12 protein-coding genes are annotated in these 15,585 nt (G+C 38.3%); 1 reads left to right on the top strand and 11 read right to left on the bottom strand.

The annotated features are described in order from the left end of the window. Positions 1-31: 31 nt before the first annotated feature. The 9 genes from helD to ACSYSF_RS00610 all read right to left on the bottom strand — a co-directional run bounded on the left by helD (position 32) and on the right by ACSYSF_RS00610 (position 12,511). Entirely contained in the window at positions 32-2,326 is a 2,295-nt protein-coding gene (gene helD / locus ACSYSF_RS00650) for an RNA polymerase recycling motor HelD (RefSeq protein WP_489867825.1), read from the bottom strand. 82 nt (positions 2,327-2,408) lie between these two features. Next, positions 2,409-2,771: a type II toxin-antitoxin system PemK/MazF family toxin gene (locus ACSYSF_RS00645; RefSeq protein ID WP_489867824.1), complete on the bottom strand. Its 363-nt coding sequence runs from the start codon at positions 2,769-2,771 to the stop codon at positions 2,409-2,411. A 10-nt stretch (positions 2,772-2,781) separates the two neighbouring features. Continuing rightward, positions 2,782-4,299, bottom strand: coding sequence for an alanine racemase (alr, locus tag ACSYSF_RS00640; RefSeq protein ID WP_489867823.1), 1,518 nt, complete (start codon positions 4,297-4,299; stop codon positions 2,782-2,784). A 143-nt stretch (positions 4,300-4,442) separates the two neighbouring features. Continuing rightward, positions 4,443-5,993, bottom strand: a complete 1,551-nt coding sequence (cshA, locus tag ACSYSF_RS00635) for a degradosome RNA helicase CshA (protein ID WP_489867822.1) — start codon at positions 5,991-5,993, stop codon at positions 4,443-4,445. A 277-nt stretch (positions 5,994-6,270) separates the two neighbouring features. Then, entirely contained in the window at positions 6,271-7,533 is a 1,263-nt protein-coding gene (murA, locus tag ACSYSF_RS00630) for a UDP-N-acetylglucosamine 1-carboxyvinyltransferase (RefSeq protein WP_489867821.1), read from the bottom strand. 311 nt (positions 7,534-7,844) lie between these two features. After that, on the bottom strand, positions 7,845-9,455 hold the full coding sequence (pyrG, locus tag ACSYSF_RS00625) for a CTP synthase (RefSeq protein WP_489867820.1): 1,611 nt from the start codon (positions 9,453-9,455) through the stop codon (positions 7,845-7,847). A gap of 172 nt (positions 9,456-9,627) precedes the next feature. Next, positions 9,628-10,212 (bottom strand): DNA-directed RNA polymerase subunit delta, encoded by a 585-nt coding sequence (gene rpoE / locus ACSYSF_RS00620; RefSeq protein WP_489867819.1) that lies wholly within the window; start codon positions 10,210-10,212, stop codon positions 9,628-9,630. Between the two features lie 79 nt (positions 10,213-10,291). After that, positions 10,292-11,128: a sugar-phosphatase gene (gene yidA, locus ACSYSF_RS00615; RefSeq protein ID WP_489867818.1), complete on the bottom strand. Its 837-nt coding sequence runs from the start codon at positions 11,126-11,128 to the stop codon at positions 10,292-10,294. Positions 11,129-11,143: 15 nt separating this feature from the next. After that, positions 11,144-12,511: an HD domain-containing protein gene (locus tag ACSYSF_RS00610; RefSeq protein WP_489867817.1), complete on the bottom strand. Its 1,368-nt coding sequence runs from the start codon at positions 12,509-12,511 to the stop codon at positions 11,144-11,146. Positions 12,512-12,612: 101 nt separating this feature from the next. Here ACSYSF_RS00610 and ACSYSF_RS00605 point away from each other — a divergent pair, with 101 nt between their 5' ends. Next, a complete protein-coding gene (locus ACSYSF_RS00605; RefSeq protein ID WP_489867816.1) occupies positions 12,613-13,059 on the top strand; it encodes a YwiB family protein in 447 nt (148 codons plus the stop codon). A gap of 329 nt (positions 13,060-13,388) precedes the next feature. On the opposite strand, the gene ACSYSF_RS00600 is transcribed toward ACSYSF_RS00605, so the two are convergent. Both ACSYSF_RS00600 and ACSYSF_RS00595 read right to left on the bottom strand, forming a co-directional pair. Then, positions 13,389-14,606, bottom strand: a complete 1,218-nt coding sequence (locus ACSYSF_RS00600; RefSeq protein ID WP_489867815.1) for a S1C family serine protease — start codon at positions 14,604-14,606, stop codon at positions 13,389-13,391. Positions 14,607-14,706: 100 nt separating this feature from the next. After that, the gene (locus ACSYSF_RS00595; protein ID WP_489867814.1) at positions 14,707-15,507 is read right to left on the bottom strand and encodes an MBL fold metallo-hydrolase; all 801 of its coding nucleotides are present in this window, start codon (positions 15,505-15,507) and stop codon (positions 14,707-14,709) included. Positions 15,508-15,585: the final 78 nt, after the last annotated feature.

The raw sequence follows: 15,585 nt of genomic DNA, 5'->3' as shown, positions 1-15,585 counted from the left end.
GTTTTTGCTTGCGATAACAAGCACTTAATTGTTATTGATAATCAATTGTTTGTCGTACACCATTTATTAATGGTGATACTGGACCAATCGTAATAAAACTCAACGCATGCATTGCTCGTGAGGCTAGCGTATATAACAAGCCAATCGCTTGGTCATCGGGATAATTAACTTGTGAAACATCATAACCAATTACCGCATCAAATTCTAAACCTTTAGCTAAATAAATTGGCATCACTAATACATTTGCAACCCGTGTGCGATCTGATGCATGTAGCAATTGTACTGTTTCTGAATAGTTTCGTAAAATATCTACTACGGTTTCCGCTTGTTCAGCTGTTTTAGTCAAAATTGCAACCGTTTTAAAATCTTGGCGTAACCGAGTTAACTCGTTGACCAAAACATCCGTTAACGTATCAACTGCCGCAGCTAGTAGACGCGGTTTGTCACCATGACGGGTAAAAGTCACGATTTCATTACCATCAGGTAAGAGGGCTTTAGCAAAATTCATAATTTCTTGCGTTGAACGATAAGCACGATTTAGCTTAATCAACGTCGGTTTGCGTGCAGCAAATCCTTGTGCATACTTATCCAAAAGTGCTTGTGGCGTTTCAACCTTTCGGAATAACGCTTGTTCAGCATCCCCAAGTACCGTAAATTTAGCCCGTGGAAACGCATGCTTCAAATATAATAGTTGCGCCATCGCATAGTCTTGCATTTCATCCACAAAAACATATGACATTGCTTGATTAGTGCCACCACCGGTCAATTTATCACGTAAAAACAACAATGGTGCAGCATCTTCTAAGTCAATATGATGGTATTCTAACTGTAACTCAAAACGTCGTTGCTTAGCTTCCCACCAGCCGACCTGTTCGTTGTCCGGTTGCTGTTCAGTAATGAAACGTAGAAAATCAGCATATTGTTGATAAATGTCCAAATAAAAATTATTGTACAAAGCATCATCAATCACTTGCCAATGTTTCATTAAATAACGCTTAGCAACAAACGAAATAATATCTTCTTCATCCTCAGTCGCCAATGCTTCTTCAACATCCGTCTCACCAATCAAGTCCTGATACTCTTGATCAGTTAAATTATCCAATTCTGCCAGTACCCAATCTGCATCTTGTAAATCTTCAATGCGATCTGCTAATACTTGCATAAAATGTTTTTGGACTTGATCAAGTCGCTCACGCATATCATAACTAACTGGAATTGTTTTAAGATACTCTGCAAACTCTCGGGCACCAAAGAAAACTTTATCTTCATAGTAGACATCAACAAAATGAATGCTATCAGCATCTAATTGCTTAATATAATCATCAAGTAGTGCGACAATCTGACTACTTTCTAATATTTTACGTACCTTTAAACTGGCTTCACCAACAAAACGTTGTTCCTGTTCATAACGATCAAACAGGGTTTGTACATTTAGTCCTTGTAAACGGGCACTAAAAAATTCTGACAACGTGACTTGACGCATATTACGTTCACCCAATGAGGGTAAAACACCCGCAATATAACTTGAAAAGAGACGGTTTGGTGAAAACAGCACGATCTGATCAGAGTTAAGCTCTTCACGTGAATGGAATAGCAAAAAAGCAATTCGTTGCAAAATAGCGGACGTCTTACCTGAGCCAGCAACACCTTGCACAACTAATAAATCACTTGATGTATCTCGAATAATCTGATTTTGCTCTTTTTGAATAGTCGCAACAATATTACGCATCTCATCATCATTCTGTTGACCAAGTGCATATTGCAACATTTCATCACCAACAGTTTCATTCGTATCAAACATATTCGTTATTTGACCATCACTAATAACAAATTGTCGTTTCTTCTGTAAGTCAACAGTTTGTTCACCATTAGGTGTTGGATAACTGACTTTACCCAACGTACCATTGTAATAAATACCACTAATCGGTGCGCGCCAATCATAAATTAAAAAATCGCCAGTCTCATCTTGTAGAGATGATAATCCAATATATAATGTATCTGACAACTGATCTTCAATAATATCAACACGTCCAAAATATGGACTGGTACGTAACAACTTAAGGGTATCAACTGTTTTTGACATAATGTTTTCAGTCTCAGTTACCCGTGCCACAATATTTCGTTGCTGTTGGATTTCGGCATTGGTTTCCATAGCATCATCAACTTCAGCTGTGTTAATTGATGTATTCGCAATATAATTACTTTCAACGGCCCGTGTTTCAGAATGTGCCTTGTCATAATTGGTTTCTGCCTGCTGTAACTGTTGGTCAATTCTTTGAACGACGTCATTTAATCTCGCTTGTTCAGCTGCTTGTTCTTTATGCATCTTGACCTCCTTCTCACTATACAGTCCTAATAAAAACAGGCGGCTAAAACTATGACGTTTTATCCACCTATCCTTCATTAAATTATACTAGTCCCAAACTAATCACAAGGCCTTGATCAACTTTAATCAACAGATTATCAGGCACAATTCCAATTTGATCTTGTAGACGTCGTTTATCAATCGTCCTAATTTGTTCTAACAGGATAACTGAGTCACGACCAATACCGGCTTCGGTTGCTTCAGCAGGGAGTCCTACGTGGGTCGGTAACTTTGGCTTAGCAATTTTAGCTGTGATAGGTGCAATAATAACAGTTGGTGAATGTTGATTACCAACATCATTTTGAATAATCACAACTGGCCGTTGACCACCTTGTTCCGAACCAATTACTGGCGATAAATCAGCAAAGAAAATATCACCGCGTTTAATATCTTTTTTATTTACCATACGTCTCTCTTTACTTCACTAATTTACGTGGTAAGCGGGGCGCCAAACTAGTTGCCACTTCATACGGAATCGTAGATAAGCGCTTAGCTAGCATTTCAAGTGTAATTTCTTCTTGACCAGCCTGGCCAATTAAAGTAACAACTGTACCGACAGGTAATTGCTCTGGTAAACGTACCATTAACTGATCCATGGCAATCCGTCCAACAATTTCAACACGACGGCCATCTGGTAATAAACCATACATGCCTTGTAACTGACGTGAATAACCATCTGCGTAGCCAATTGGTAATGTACCAATCCATTCAGTTTCTGTTGACGTATAAGTTGCACCATAAGACACTGATGTACCTGGTGCCACCTGCTTGACATGCACAAGTTCAGCTTTTAGTGATAATGCCGGAATTAGTTTGTCAGTTGCTAAAGCATCACCTGATGGATTGAAGCCATACATAGCTGCGCCAACACGCACTGTATCTAAAGTTGGCTGTTCATGCCAAAGCGCCGTTGCTGAATTAGCCATATGATACCAGATGTCTGCTGGTAAGGCTAGCTTATCCACTAATTTATGCCACGTTGCAACTTGTTTTTGATAATACATTGCATCAGGTTCGTCAGCAGTTGCAAAATGCATGCCTATTGCTTTAAGTCGTAATTGGCTATGAGATTGTATTTTATCAACCACTCGTTCTAACTCATTAACATCACGAATACCAATGCGACCCATTCCAGTATCAACACCAATTGAAACTGATAATTGCTTGGTTCCTGATAAATTAGCCATTAATTCATCAAGCCACGCTTCACTGGTTACAACTGGAATTAACCGATACTTAACTAAATCAGCAGCATATTTAGCTGGTGTAACACCCAAAATAAAAATAGGTAACTGCACACCAAATTGACGTAGCCAAATTGCTTCATCAATTGTCGCTACTCCATAACCATCGACGTTGGCATTTTCAGTAGCTGATACAACCTGTGTTAGTCCATGACCATACGCATTCGCTTTAACGATTGCAATAAAGCGCTTAACACCTGTCAAATGACGGATAGCCGTAATGTTGTGTTGAATTGCACTAGCTGAAACCTCTACCCATGCTGGACGTCGTGTACTAATAACTGACTGATCTGTTACATCAATTGCGTCCGACAATGCTGATTGTGATGCATCCGCTTCTAAAATAACTGAACTATAAACTGTATCACTCGTGTGTGATATTGAAATATGTACGTTAACTTCACCCTTTTTTGGATGTTTAACCATAATCGGTTGACCCGCTTCATTTGGTAATATTTCAAGATCTTGCCAACGTGCTTGCGAACCAATCCCTGTCCCTATTGCTTTACTATATGCTTCTTTAATTGAAAAACGACCTGCTAAAAATTCACGGCGATGTTTCCCCTTACGATTATCATACACAGCTCGTTCAGCTGGTGTCAGAATAACATCAATGAACCCTGGACGACGCTGTGCAACGTCATCTACATGACTGATTACTTGTGCATCAATTCCGTGTCCGACAATCATGTACATACCTCCCTAATTATTATTTCTATTATACCCTCTAAACTACTTTAGCATTCGCTTAATTTTTATTCTATCATACAAAAAAGCACCATAAGAATTTGAATAAACGCTTATGATGCTTATATAAAAATTTTATTTAATGATTAATCATTGTTCTTAATGACAAAATTACGTGATTGACGACGAGATGAACCTGAACGGCCACGTTGTGAACGATCACCAGAACCATTACGAGATCCACGATCGTATGAACGACGTTCACGTTGACCACGGTTGCCACGATAGCCACCATTATTGTGATGACGATTACCATCACGACGACCACGATAGCCACCGCCACGGCCTCCACGACGACCACCATTACCATGCTTATGTGGTAGTGGACGTTCGTGTGACAACTTGTACTCAGCATCCATTTGCTCAACATTGGCAGCTGCACCAAGCAAAGCAGCTGCTAATTGACGAGCATCATACTTTTCAACCAATTGTGTAACCAAGTCTGAATCAGCAACATTAGCTGTAGACTTTACAATGTCATCAACAGAATCAGCAGCAACGCTCATACGACCAGCAAGAGCTTCCTCATGTGTGTATGGCTTTAATGGTTGCATACGCTTCTTGGTCAACTTTTCAATGTCCTTCAAGTAATCCATTTCAGAATTTGAAATAAATGTTACTGAAGTACCATGAGCACCAGCACGACCGGTACGACCAATACGGTGGACATATGATTCTGAATCTTGTGGAATATCGAAATTGTAAACATAGTCAACACCAGATACATCTAGTCCACGAGCAGCAACATCGGTTGCAACCAAGATGCGGATTTCAGCATTCTTAAATTGCTTCAAAACTTGCGTACGCTTTTGTTGTGTTAAATCACCGTGAATACCAGCAGCGTTGAAACCACGTAACTCCAAACCACGTGTTAATTCATCAACACGACGCTTTGTACGACCGAACATGATTGCTAGCTTTGGTTGTTGCACATCTAAGATACGAGTCAACACATCAAATTTCTCAAAATCACGAACACGAACGTAATATTGATCAACCAAATCAGTGGTCAATTCCTTAGCAGCAATTTGAACATGTTCAGGATTTGACATAAATTGCACACCAATACGCTTAATAGCAGCTGGCATAGTTGCTGAGAACAACAATGTCTGGCGTTCATCCGGAACAGCCTTCAAAATTGATTCAATATCTTCTAAGAATCCCATGTTCAACATTTCATCAGCTTCATCCAAAACCAACGTCTTAACATGTGATAAGTTAATCGTACCACGACGAATGTGGTCAATTAAACGACCTGGTGTTCCCACAACAATGTGAGCACCATGGTTTAAACCGTTAATTTGACGACGAATGTCAGCACCACCAAACACAGCTTGAACACGAACATGCTTATCACGACCAAGCTTAAATAGTTCTTCTTGGGTTTGAATAGCTAATTCACGGGTTGGTGAGACAACTAAAGCTTGTACATCTTTATTGTCAGTATCAATCATCTCTAAGATTGGTAATCCAAAAGCAGCTGTTTTTCCTGTTCCTGTTTGGGCTTGACCAATAACGTCTTTACCAGCCATTGTCAAAGGAATTGTTTTTTCCTGAATTGGCGTAGCTTCTACATAGCCATGCTTCTCAATGGCTGTCAAAAGGTCTTGTGTAAGACCTAACTCTGAAAACTTCAAAATTTTTCCTCCAGTAACGATTGCCGCAACAATCGTTCTCTAATGTCTTGAACTTATCAACATAAAAACAGACTAGACACAATCCGGCGTCCATACTGCGTCTGTTCTTAGTAATCGTCCGCTATTTTTGTAACTTATCTAGTTTATCCTTATAATTACTAATTAGCAACCTTTTAAATCGGTTTTTCTAGATAATTGCAAAAAAAATGTAAAAAACATAATGTTCTGTTCATAACACATTTGCTTTTTACATTTTTTTATTATCTTTTATGTTTATTTATTCTTCAGCAATTTCAATATCAGCATTCAACATCGTTAACTTATGTACAATGTGATCATAACCACGTAGTACGTGTTCTGCATTAATAACCTCAGTCACACCATCGGCCATTAAGCCTGCTGAAACTAATGATGCGCCAGCACGAATTTCGGCAGCAGAAACACGATCACCGTGGAAGCCACTGCATTGTTGAACAACCATCTTGCCATGTTCTGGATTTGAAACTAACATCCCCATCTTTTGCAATTCAGGTATATGACGTGTCCGTTCTGGATAGATTGTCTCATAAACAACACTCTCTCCGTGTGCCAATGTTAGCAAAGGTGTTATCGGTTGTTGTAAGTCAGTTGCAAACCCAGGGAATGGTGCTGTTTTAATTTGAACTGGTTGCAAATCAACTGATTTAGGTACATAAATACTATCTTCACGTACATCTAACTTAACACCCATTTCAAATAACTTAGCCGTAAATGATTCCAAATGTTCAGGAATAACATTTTTAACTAGGATACCATCCCCTTGCGCTGCTGCTAATGCAAGATACGTACCAGCCTCAATACGATCTGGAATAATTGTATGTGTGTTCTTTGATTCTAGATGCTCAACACCCGTGATACGAATCACATCAGTTCCAGCACCACGAATTTGTGCACCCATATTATTCAAGAACGTTGCCAAGTCGATAATTTCAGGTTCACGCGCTGCATTCTCTAGAACCGTCGTTCCCTCAGCATGAACTGCTGCCATGATAATATTCATGGTAGCCCCTACTGAAACAACATCTAAGAAAATACGAGCTGCTTTTAAACCATTTTCAGCATTAATATACACTGTGTCATTTTCTTCATGTACAGTTGCACCTAATGCTTGAAAACCCTTAATATGTTGATCAATTGGTCGAGGTCCAATATTATCTCCACCAGGAAATGTTACTGTAGCACGACCAAAACGGCCCAACAAAGAACCCATGAAATAATAAGATGCTCTTAATGACTTAATAGCTGTTGATGGTAAAACTGATTCAACAATATTAGTTGGATCAATCATTAGTTCACCACCCTCAAACGTTGACTTCACGTTCATAGAGCTCAAAATGGCTTGTAAATTATATACGTCTAAAATATCAGGTACACTGTCGAATTTCACAGGTGTCTCAGCTAAAATAGCTGCTGGAATTAATGCGACAGTCGAATTTTTAGCCCCCCCAATGGTTACTTCACCACTGAGTCGCCGTCCGCCATGGATAACCAACTTCTTCATTTTATCAATCCTTTTAGAGTAAATACTCTATCATCCTTTGTTAAGGTCCATTCATTCAAAATTTTGTTATTTTCTATCGTTTGACTATCGCCAGACGCTGATGATCCCATACCATCGTAAACAATATACTCAATTAATTTTACAGTAGTTACAATTAAATTACAACAACGTGTCGTTAGTAAATTTTCTTAAAATTGACCATACTTCTCAAAAATAACTATGGTTATAATTATAACAATTGAACACTATACTAACCTAAAAAAAGACTGATAATTTCAAAATTATCAGTCTTTTTTTCTATCATTCAGCTATTATTTTTCATGTTTTGCCAATGCGGCTTTAACAAAGCCCGCATATAATGGCTCTGGATGATTTGGACGTGAAGTAAATTCTGGATGATATTGTGCTGCCACGAAAAAATCATTTGCTGGAATTTCAACAATTTCCATCAATGTTTCATCAGGTGAAGTTCCAACAAAGGCCATACCTGCATCTTCTAGTTCTTGACGATAAGCAGTATTAAACTCATAACGATGACGGTGACGTGCCATAATTTCAGACTTGTTACCATACAACTTCTTCGTTAAACTACCTTCTTTTAGAACAGCTGGATACAATCCCAAACGCATAGTACCACCACGATCAGTAATCTCTTTTTGGTCATTCATCAAAGCAATAACTGGTGTGTCAGTATTTTCATCTAACTCAATTGAATTAGCATTAGTGTGTCCTAAGACATCACGAGCAAATTCAACTGTTGCCAATTGCATTCCTAGGCAAACACCTAAGAATGGCACATTGTTTTCACGTGCATATTTGATAGCAGCTAACTTCCCTTCTGTTCCACGTGGTCCAAAACCACCAGGAACAATGACACCATCGGCATCTGCAAGCATTTCAGCCACATTATCAGCGTTAACCTTTTCAGAATTAATCGCATTAATTCTAACGTCAGCATCAACAGCATAACCACCGGCACGCAAAGCCTCATTAACTGAAATATAAGCATCTTGTAGATCCGCATACTTACCAACCAAAGTAATATTAATTTCCTTCTTCAAGTAACGAATCTTATCAATCATTGCTCGCCATTCAGTCAAATCAGCAGCTGGAGCAGTTAGACCCAAACGGTTCAAAATAACATCATCCATACCTTGCTTTTGCATGTTCAAAACAACTTCATACAAAATATCAACATCAAGTGATTCGATAACAGCTTCTGGCTTTACGTCAGTAAATAGTGCTAACTTATCACGCATGCTTTGTGTAATAGGTTGTTCAGTACGAACCACTAGCATATCAGGTTGGATACCATATGAACGCAATTCAGAAACTGAATGTTGCGTTGGCTTAGTTTTCATTTCACCTGCGGCACGCAAATATGGAATCAATGAAGTATGAATGTAAGCAACATTTTCAGCACCAACTTCACTCTTCATTTGACGCAATGCTTCAATAAATGGCAATGATTCAATATCACCGACTGTTCCACCAACTTCAGTAATCACAATGTCTGCATCAGTGGTTTCAGCAGCACGCATCATTTTTTCTTTTAGTGCATTCGTGATATGTGGAATAACTTGAACTGTTGCCCCATCATAATCACCACGACGTTCTTTCGCAAGTACTTCTGAATAAACACGTCCAGAAGTAACGTTTGAATACTTATTTAAATTAATATCGATGAAACGCTCATAATGACCTAAATCCAAGTCAGTTTCTAGACCATCTTCGGTAACAAAAGTTTCACCGTGTTGGTATGGTGACATCGTACCTGGGTCAATGTTAATATATGGATCAAATTTTTGTACTGCAATTTTAAATCCACGATTTTTCAACAAGCGTCCTAATGAAGCTGCAACGATACCTTTACCCAATGATGAAACCACACCACCAGTAACAAAGATGTATTTAGCCGTCATATAAATATATCCTCCGAGTTCTCTGTCAATACCAATAAAAAATAAAAAAGCTCCCAATGCTTGGTAGCGTTGGGAGCATTAATCAACTTTGATTACGCCTTGTAACCTAATACAAGAGCCCGGAATTTAATAATACATGAAATCACCGGACCTGTCAAACAATCAATCAAAATTAATGTTCAATATCTCCTGAACCATAATCATCATCAACGTCAGTCTTGATACCACTGATCTCGTCACCGATACCACCAGCGACTTCATCATGATTAAAATCATCAGTTGACTTAGAATCCTCATCATCGTCATCGTCGTCGGCATCATCAGCGACATCGTCAGTATCTTCGACGTCAAAATCATCATCTTCAGGATCATCATTATTGTAATCAATAACGTCATCATCATCGTCGGCATCTGCCAAGAATGCGTTAATCTTCTTACGCTTCTTCTTTGGCTTACCTTCAACTTCTTCATCTAGATCCAAATGAACGGCCTCATCAATTGAGTCAATTGGGTACCACGAACGCAATCCCCACATTGTATCACCCAATGAAATGAATGAACCGTCAATATTTAAATCAGTATAAAATTGTGTTAGGCGCGCACGAATTTCTTCGTCCGACTTACCCGTGAATGATTGTACTTCATTCAACAAATCATTAAATCCCATGGTTTCATGACGGTCAGACAAAATTGCACGAGCAACTTCAATCATTGAAAGCTCATCCTTATTTTGGCCGTCAAATTGTGTTAATGCCAAATCACTGCACGTCCTTTCGCGGTCTTACTCAATGTCTAATATTACAATATTTCTAGCATTTGAGCAAATATTTTTCATTTTAATTTTCTAGTTCAGGCACATTTTGACCCAGAACCCATTTTTCAACGGCTAGCCCAACACCATCTTCATTTTGTGACGTTGTTATAAAATCAGCCTGCTGTTTAATTTCATCAACCGCATTAGCCATCGCAACACCCAAGCCGGCTTGTTGAATCATCGTCAAATCATTATGTTGATCACCCAATGCCATGGTTTCTGATATATCAACACCTAGCTTATCAGCTAAAATCTTTAAACCGTTACCTTTAGTCGATTCTTTATGCATCACTTCCAAAAAATTAGGTGTTGATTGCACGATATAATAGTCATCCCGCAAAGACTTTGGCATATTAGCCACTAATTGCTTAACCTTTGTTTCTTCATCGATGAACATAAACTTTACATAATGCTCATCAGTCGTCATATCAGTGATTGATTTAATTTGTAACGGCATTTGCACCATATTATTTTCGCCATTTGCATAACGGTTAATCCAATGATTTTCGGTAACAGCATGATCCAATGCTTCAATTTGAAAATAGGCGTTATATTCACTAGCTATTTGCTTAAATTTTTTATAGTCAGCCAATGCCAATTCATGACCACCTAATTGCTCACCTGTCGTGGTCTGCACAACACTACCATTATACGTAATCGCAAATTGGTCTGTTTGATTATCTAAACCTAATTCACTTAAATAATTTTTTACACCCGCTAACGGACGTCCCGTAGTCAAGACAATTTTTACACCTTGATTGGCGGCTGTTTGCAACGCTTTTTTAACACGTGGTGTAATCTTCTTTTCAGAATTGACCAATGTGTCATCAATATCAATTGTAATTAGTTTAATCGCCATGTTTAATCCTATTCTTTACTCTCCTTCTGGGTCAATTAATGTTTCATTGAGCACGTAACGTTGAAATTCTTGATAAACCGGCGCCATAATATCATCTACCGCATGCTGTACCAACATCTCACGTGGGAAGAAGAACCGTGCATTACCAAAAATGCGTCCTGTCATCGCTTCAACTAGCGCACTACGCGTTGATAATTCAACTAACGAACCATCTAATTGCATGAGTTCAATTTGTGTACGGGGCTTTTTCACCTTAGGGTTATAGGCATCATATGGCAAATCAAAACTATCATTTTCTGCCGTATAATATCTCGTATCAAAACCAGCCGAATCAATCAACCTTTTAATAGTTGGTAGTAAGCTTCTCGTTTCTTCAGTAATCACAATTGACTTTAAAGGCTTACGATCAAGAAAACGAATTGCTAAATCAGCCAAAACAGAATCTTCAGCATACCGCCAAGTACTAATATCAGCTAACATCACTGCATCATCTAACATAAGATATTGCTGCAACGTTAAATCACCAGCAAACAATGGTCGTAAGATCGGCGAAATAAATTCTGCGCTAACACGTGGATCCTTTTGACTTTCATCATATACAAATTTTGCCCGTTCTAATAGATGCTGTAGCAATACTTCAAAAGACCTTGAAACAGGATGGAAGTACACTTGTACATACATTTGATAACGTGATACAACGTAATCTTCAATGGCATATGAACCCTTATCGTCAAATGCGATACCGCCAGCATATGGACGCATCATATGAATAATTCGTGATAAATCAAACTGTCCATATGTTGCACCTGAATAATAAGCATCACGCAACAAATAGTCCATCCGGTCAGCATCAATTTGACTAGAAATCAACTGCACAACTTGTGGATTTGGATATGTTTTAGCAATAACACTGGCTACTTTTTCTGGAAAGTCATCAGACACACCTGCTAAAACCTGATGAATTTCAGTATCAGGTGACAAGATTATGGCTTGTGTGTATCCTTCATGATCTGTATTAAAAATGTGCTCAAATGTATGTGAATATGGGCCATGTCCAACATCATGAAGCAACGCTGCACATAATAACACTAAACGTTCATTCACATCCCATAACCCATCCCCGGGTTCTTGTGAAGGATAAAATTGTTCCAAATGATTAGCAAAGCGACGCGCAATTTCATAAACACCTAGTGAATGTGAAAATCTTGAATGTTCCGCCCCATGAAACACAGCACTAGCGACACCAAGCTGTTTAATGCGACGTAACCGCTGAAATTCTGACGTCCCAATTAAATCCAGAATAACCTGATCTTTTACTCGTATTGAATTTAACACGGGATCCCTAAATACTTTTTCTGAACCTGTCTTAATAAATTGTGCCATGATTTCCTTTCTATTCTGCTAAATAATCGCTATTTTCTATATTATACCGCATTGAACCCTGTATAATAGGTACAAGTAGTCTTTAATTAAAGGAGTTTAATATGCAACCTAAAGGAAAAAGTTGGTCAACAGCCATTACCTTAACTACCACCATTAGCCAAGGTAATGATATTGAAGAATTTTCATTCCAAGAAACCAGTACCGTAACCGTAATGCCGAATGCTTTATACATTCGTTATACAGAGCATCAAGAAGGCTTTAAAACACCAACCACCTTTAAAATCACCCAAACAGATGATATTTTATTACATCGTCATAATCAATTCACTGATGTCCAATTACATTTTGTACCCGGTAAGACTTTTCAAACGCAATATGTCACATCACAAGGAAACGTCCCCATCGCTGTTAAAGCAACCCAACTTACTAATCAAATTTCAGCTGAACATCCTTATGGTGAAATTAACGTAACGTATGAACTATTAAATAATAACAGTGTTATTGGCACTTACGCCTTACAACTAGTCGTATCAGAAAATAACGCATAAAGCAAAAACCGTTTACAAAAAACGATTGACCCACGTCAATTCTTTTGTAAACGGCTTTTTTTGGTATAAAAAAAGACCACCGTGCAAGAGGGGGAACGCAACGATGGTCCACCACCGGGTACTATCGCAACCAGTGAAGGGGGGATACATAGTTTGGGGAACTATGTAATTTTCATATACTTTGGGGAGTAATGAATTCCACTAACAAAAGTGAATACGTATAATATATACAACCAAAGTTACAAAAAAGTTTCACAATTTTATCGATTTATTTACAAAAAAGAAGAGAACCCTGAACACAAGTGTTCCGACCTCTCTTACTTAACTAATTATTGTTCTCTCTTTAATGAGCTTGTTGTTTTATCTAACTTAACATCAGCCGTCTTTTCATCACCACGGTGATAGTAAGTAATCTTTACAGTATCGCCAACTTTATGCTTGTAAAGCGCATCACGTAATTCACCTGAATCACTAACTTTAGTATCATCAAGTTTTGTGATGACATCATAACGCTTCAAACCAGCCTTAGCTGCTGGTGAACCATTTTCAGCGTCGACAATGATAACACCATCTGAGACATTTGCTGGCAGATGCAAGACATCACTTTGGTCACTAGCAGATACATTACTCAAATCAACCATTGAAACACCCAAAGCAGGACGTTCAATCTTACCATTCTTCTCTAACTCATTAATAATGTTAACAACTGTGTTTGAAGGAATTGCGAATCCCATACCCTCTACCGAAGTACCATCTTCAGAAGAGGCTAATTTCATGGAATTAATACCGACAACCTGACCAGCTAAATTAACAAGTGGTCCTCCTGAATTACCAGGATTGATAGCCGCATCAGTTTGCAAAACCGTTGCTTTACCAAGAGAATTACCAGATTCGTCTGTTGCATCAACTTGACGCTTTGTCGCTGAAATAATTCCTTCAGTAACTGAAGTTGCATACTCTGAGCCTAATGGTGAACCAATGGCCAAAACTGACTGACCAGCTTCCGCCTTATTCGAATTAGCAAAGTCAGCAATTTCGCTAATCTTATCGGCATTAACCTGCAAAACGGCCAAATCAGTTTGTTCGTCAGTTCCAACTAGTTTTGCCTTCAACTTAGTCCCATCACTTAGCAATACTTGGATTTCATTCGATCCGGCAACAACGTGATTATTTGTCACGATATATGCTGTATTATTATTTTTCTTATAAACAACTCCAGATCCTTCTGAAGCTGTTTGTAAGCCAGAATCATCATCTTTGTCACCATTTGTTTGTTCTCCAAAGAAATCCGACTGTAATGATTGTTGCTTTTGTAAATTAATTACCGAAACAACCGCACCAGAAACGTTCTTAAATGCTTTAGTAGCACTAGAAGTGCCCTTAACGTTATTATCATTCACCTTTACTGGTTTGGTATTTGATTTTGTCACACTAGACGTTTGATCATCCTGTGTAAAATGTACAACACCCCCTGCTGCAACTCCACCACCAATCAAACCTGCGACAACACTCATTATTATAATTTTTGTTCCCGAAGATGATTTCATATCTTTGCCCCATATCTATTCTGTTTGATTAACTTGTTATATTATACCTAATATTAAACCATTTCCCTTTAAATCGACTTAATATAACCCTTAATAAACCTTATATTTGGATTAATCGTGTTGCCACGGCAGGGTCAGTGTCTAACAAACCAAAATCATGATCAACGCCAAAATCATGTTCTTCCAATACTGATTGAACTGTTAAATGCGCTAATGGTTTTTGATTATTTTCTTGGCTCAAATGACCCAAATACACTTGTTTCGTTTTATCACCCAAAATTTGTGTCAAAGCTAACGCACCATCTTCATTAGATAAATGACCTTGGTCACTCAAAATACGTTGCTTTAATGGCCATGCATAACTCCCCATACGTAGCATTTCATAATCATGATTAGCTTCCATTAAAATTGCATCAGCATTTTTAATGGTTCCAATCACACGATCATTAACATATCCCGTATCTGTTAACATCGCAAAGGTCTTATTGTCATGATGGAAAGCATAAAACTGTGGATCAGCGGCATCATGAGAAACACTAAAACTCTCAATATCCAAATCATCCATTAGCTTAGTTTGTCCTGGCTCAAATAATTGTATTTGATCAGTATTGATTTTCCCGATTTTACCAGCCATTGCTTGCCAAGTTTTTTGATTAGCATAAATATCCATACCATACTTACGAGCTAATACGCCGACACCCGCAATATGATCACTATGTTCATGAGTCACAAATAGCGCATCAACATCATCTAGTGAACGTCCAATTTGTGACATTAAATTTGTTATTTTTTTACCCGAAAGGCCGGCGTCAACGAGCACTTTGTGTCTAGGTGTTTCAATATACGTCACATTTCCTTTACTACCTGACGCTAACATTGACACTTTAAAATCGTCTGACATTCTTAACTCCTTATCGAATAAAAAGCCGTTCATTTTAGCATAACTAAAATAAGCGGCTCTTCATTACTGATTTCACCA

It is taken from the genome of Weissella sp. ESL1139 (genome assembly GCF_058506735.1).
Note: the sequence above shows the minus strand (reverse complement) of the source record. Positions and strands in the feature narration are given on the sequence as shown.

Bases quoted from the DNA above. Each gene is read 5' to 3' on its own strand.
- ACSYSF_RS00600 (WP_489867815.1), bottom strand. From the start codon at position 14,606: ATGAAATCATCTTCGGGAACAAAAATTATAATAATGAGTGTTGTCGCA.
- pyrG (WP_489867820.1), bottom strand. From the start codon at position 9,455: ATGACGGCTAAATACATCTTTGTTACTGGTGGTGTGGTTTCATCATTG.
- yidA (WP_489867818.1), bottom strand. From the start codon at position 11,128: ATGGCGATTAAACTAATTACAATTGATATTGATGACACATTGGTCAAT.
- alr (WP_489867823.1), bottom strand. From the start codon at position 4,299: ATGATTGTCGGACACGGAATTGATGCACAAGTAATCAGTCATGTAGAT.
- ACSYSF_RS00605 (WP_489867816.1), top strand. From the start codon at position 12,613: ATGCAACCTAAAGGAAAAAGTTGGTCAACAGCCATTACCTTAACTACC.
- murA (WP_489867821.1), bottom strand. From the start codon at position 7,533: ATGAAGAAGTTGGTTATCCATGGCGGACGGCGACTCAGTGGTGAAGTA.
- helD (WP_489867825.1), bottom strand. From the start codon at position 2,326: ATGCATAAAGAACAAGCAGCTGAACAAGCGAGATTAAATGACGTCGTT.
- ACSYSF_RS00595 (WP_489867814.1), bottom strand. From the start codon at position 15,507: ATGTCAGACGATTTTAAAGTGTCAATGTTAGCGTCAGGTAGTAAAGGA.
- ACSYSF_RS00645 (WP_489867824.1), bottom strand. From the start codon at position 2,771: ATGGTAAATAAAAAAGATATTAAACGCGGTGATATTTTCTTTGCTGAT.
- ACSYSF_RS00610 (WP_489867817.1), bottom strand. From the start codon at position 12,511: ATGGCACAATTTATTAAGACAGGTTCAGAAAAAGTATTTAGGGATCCC.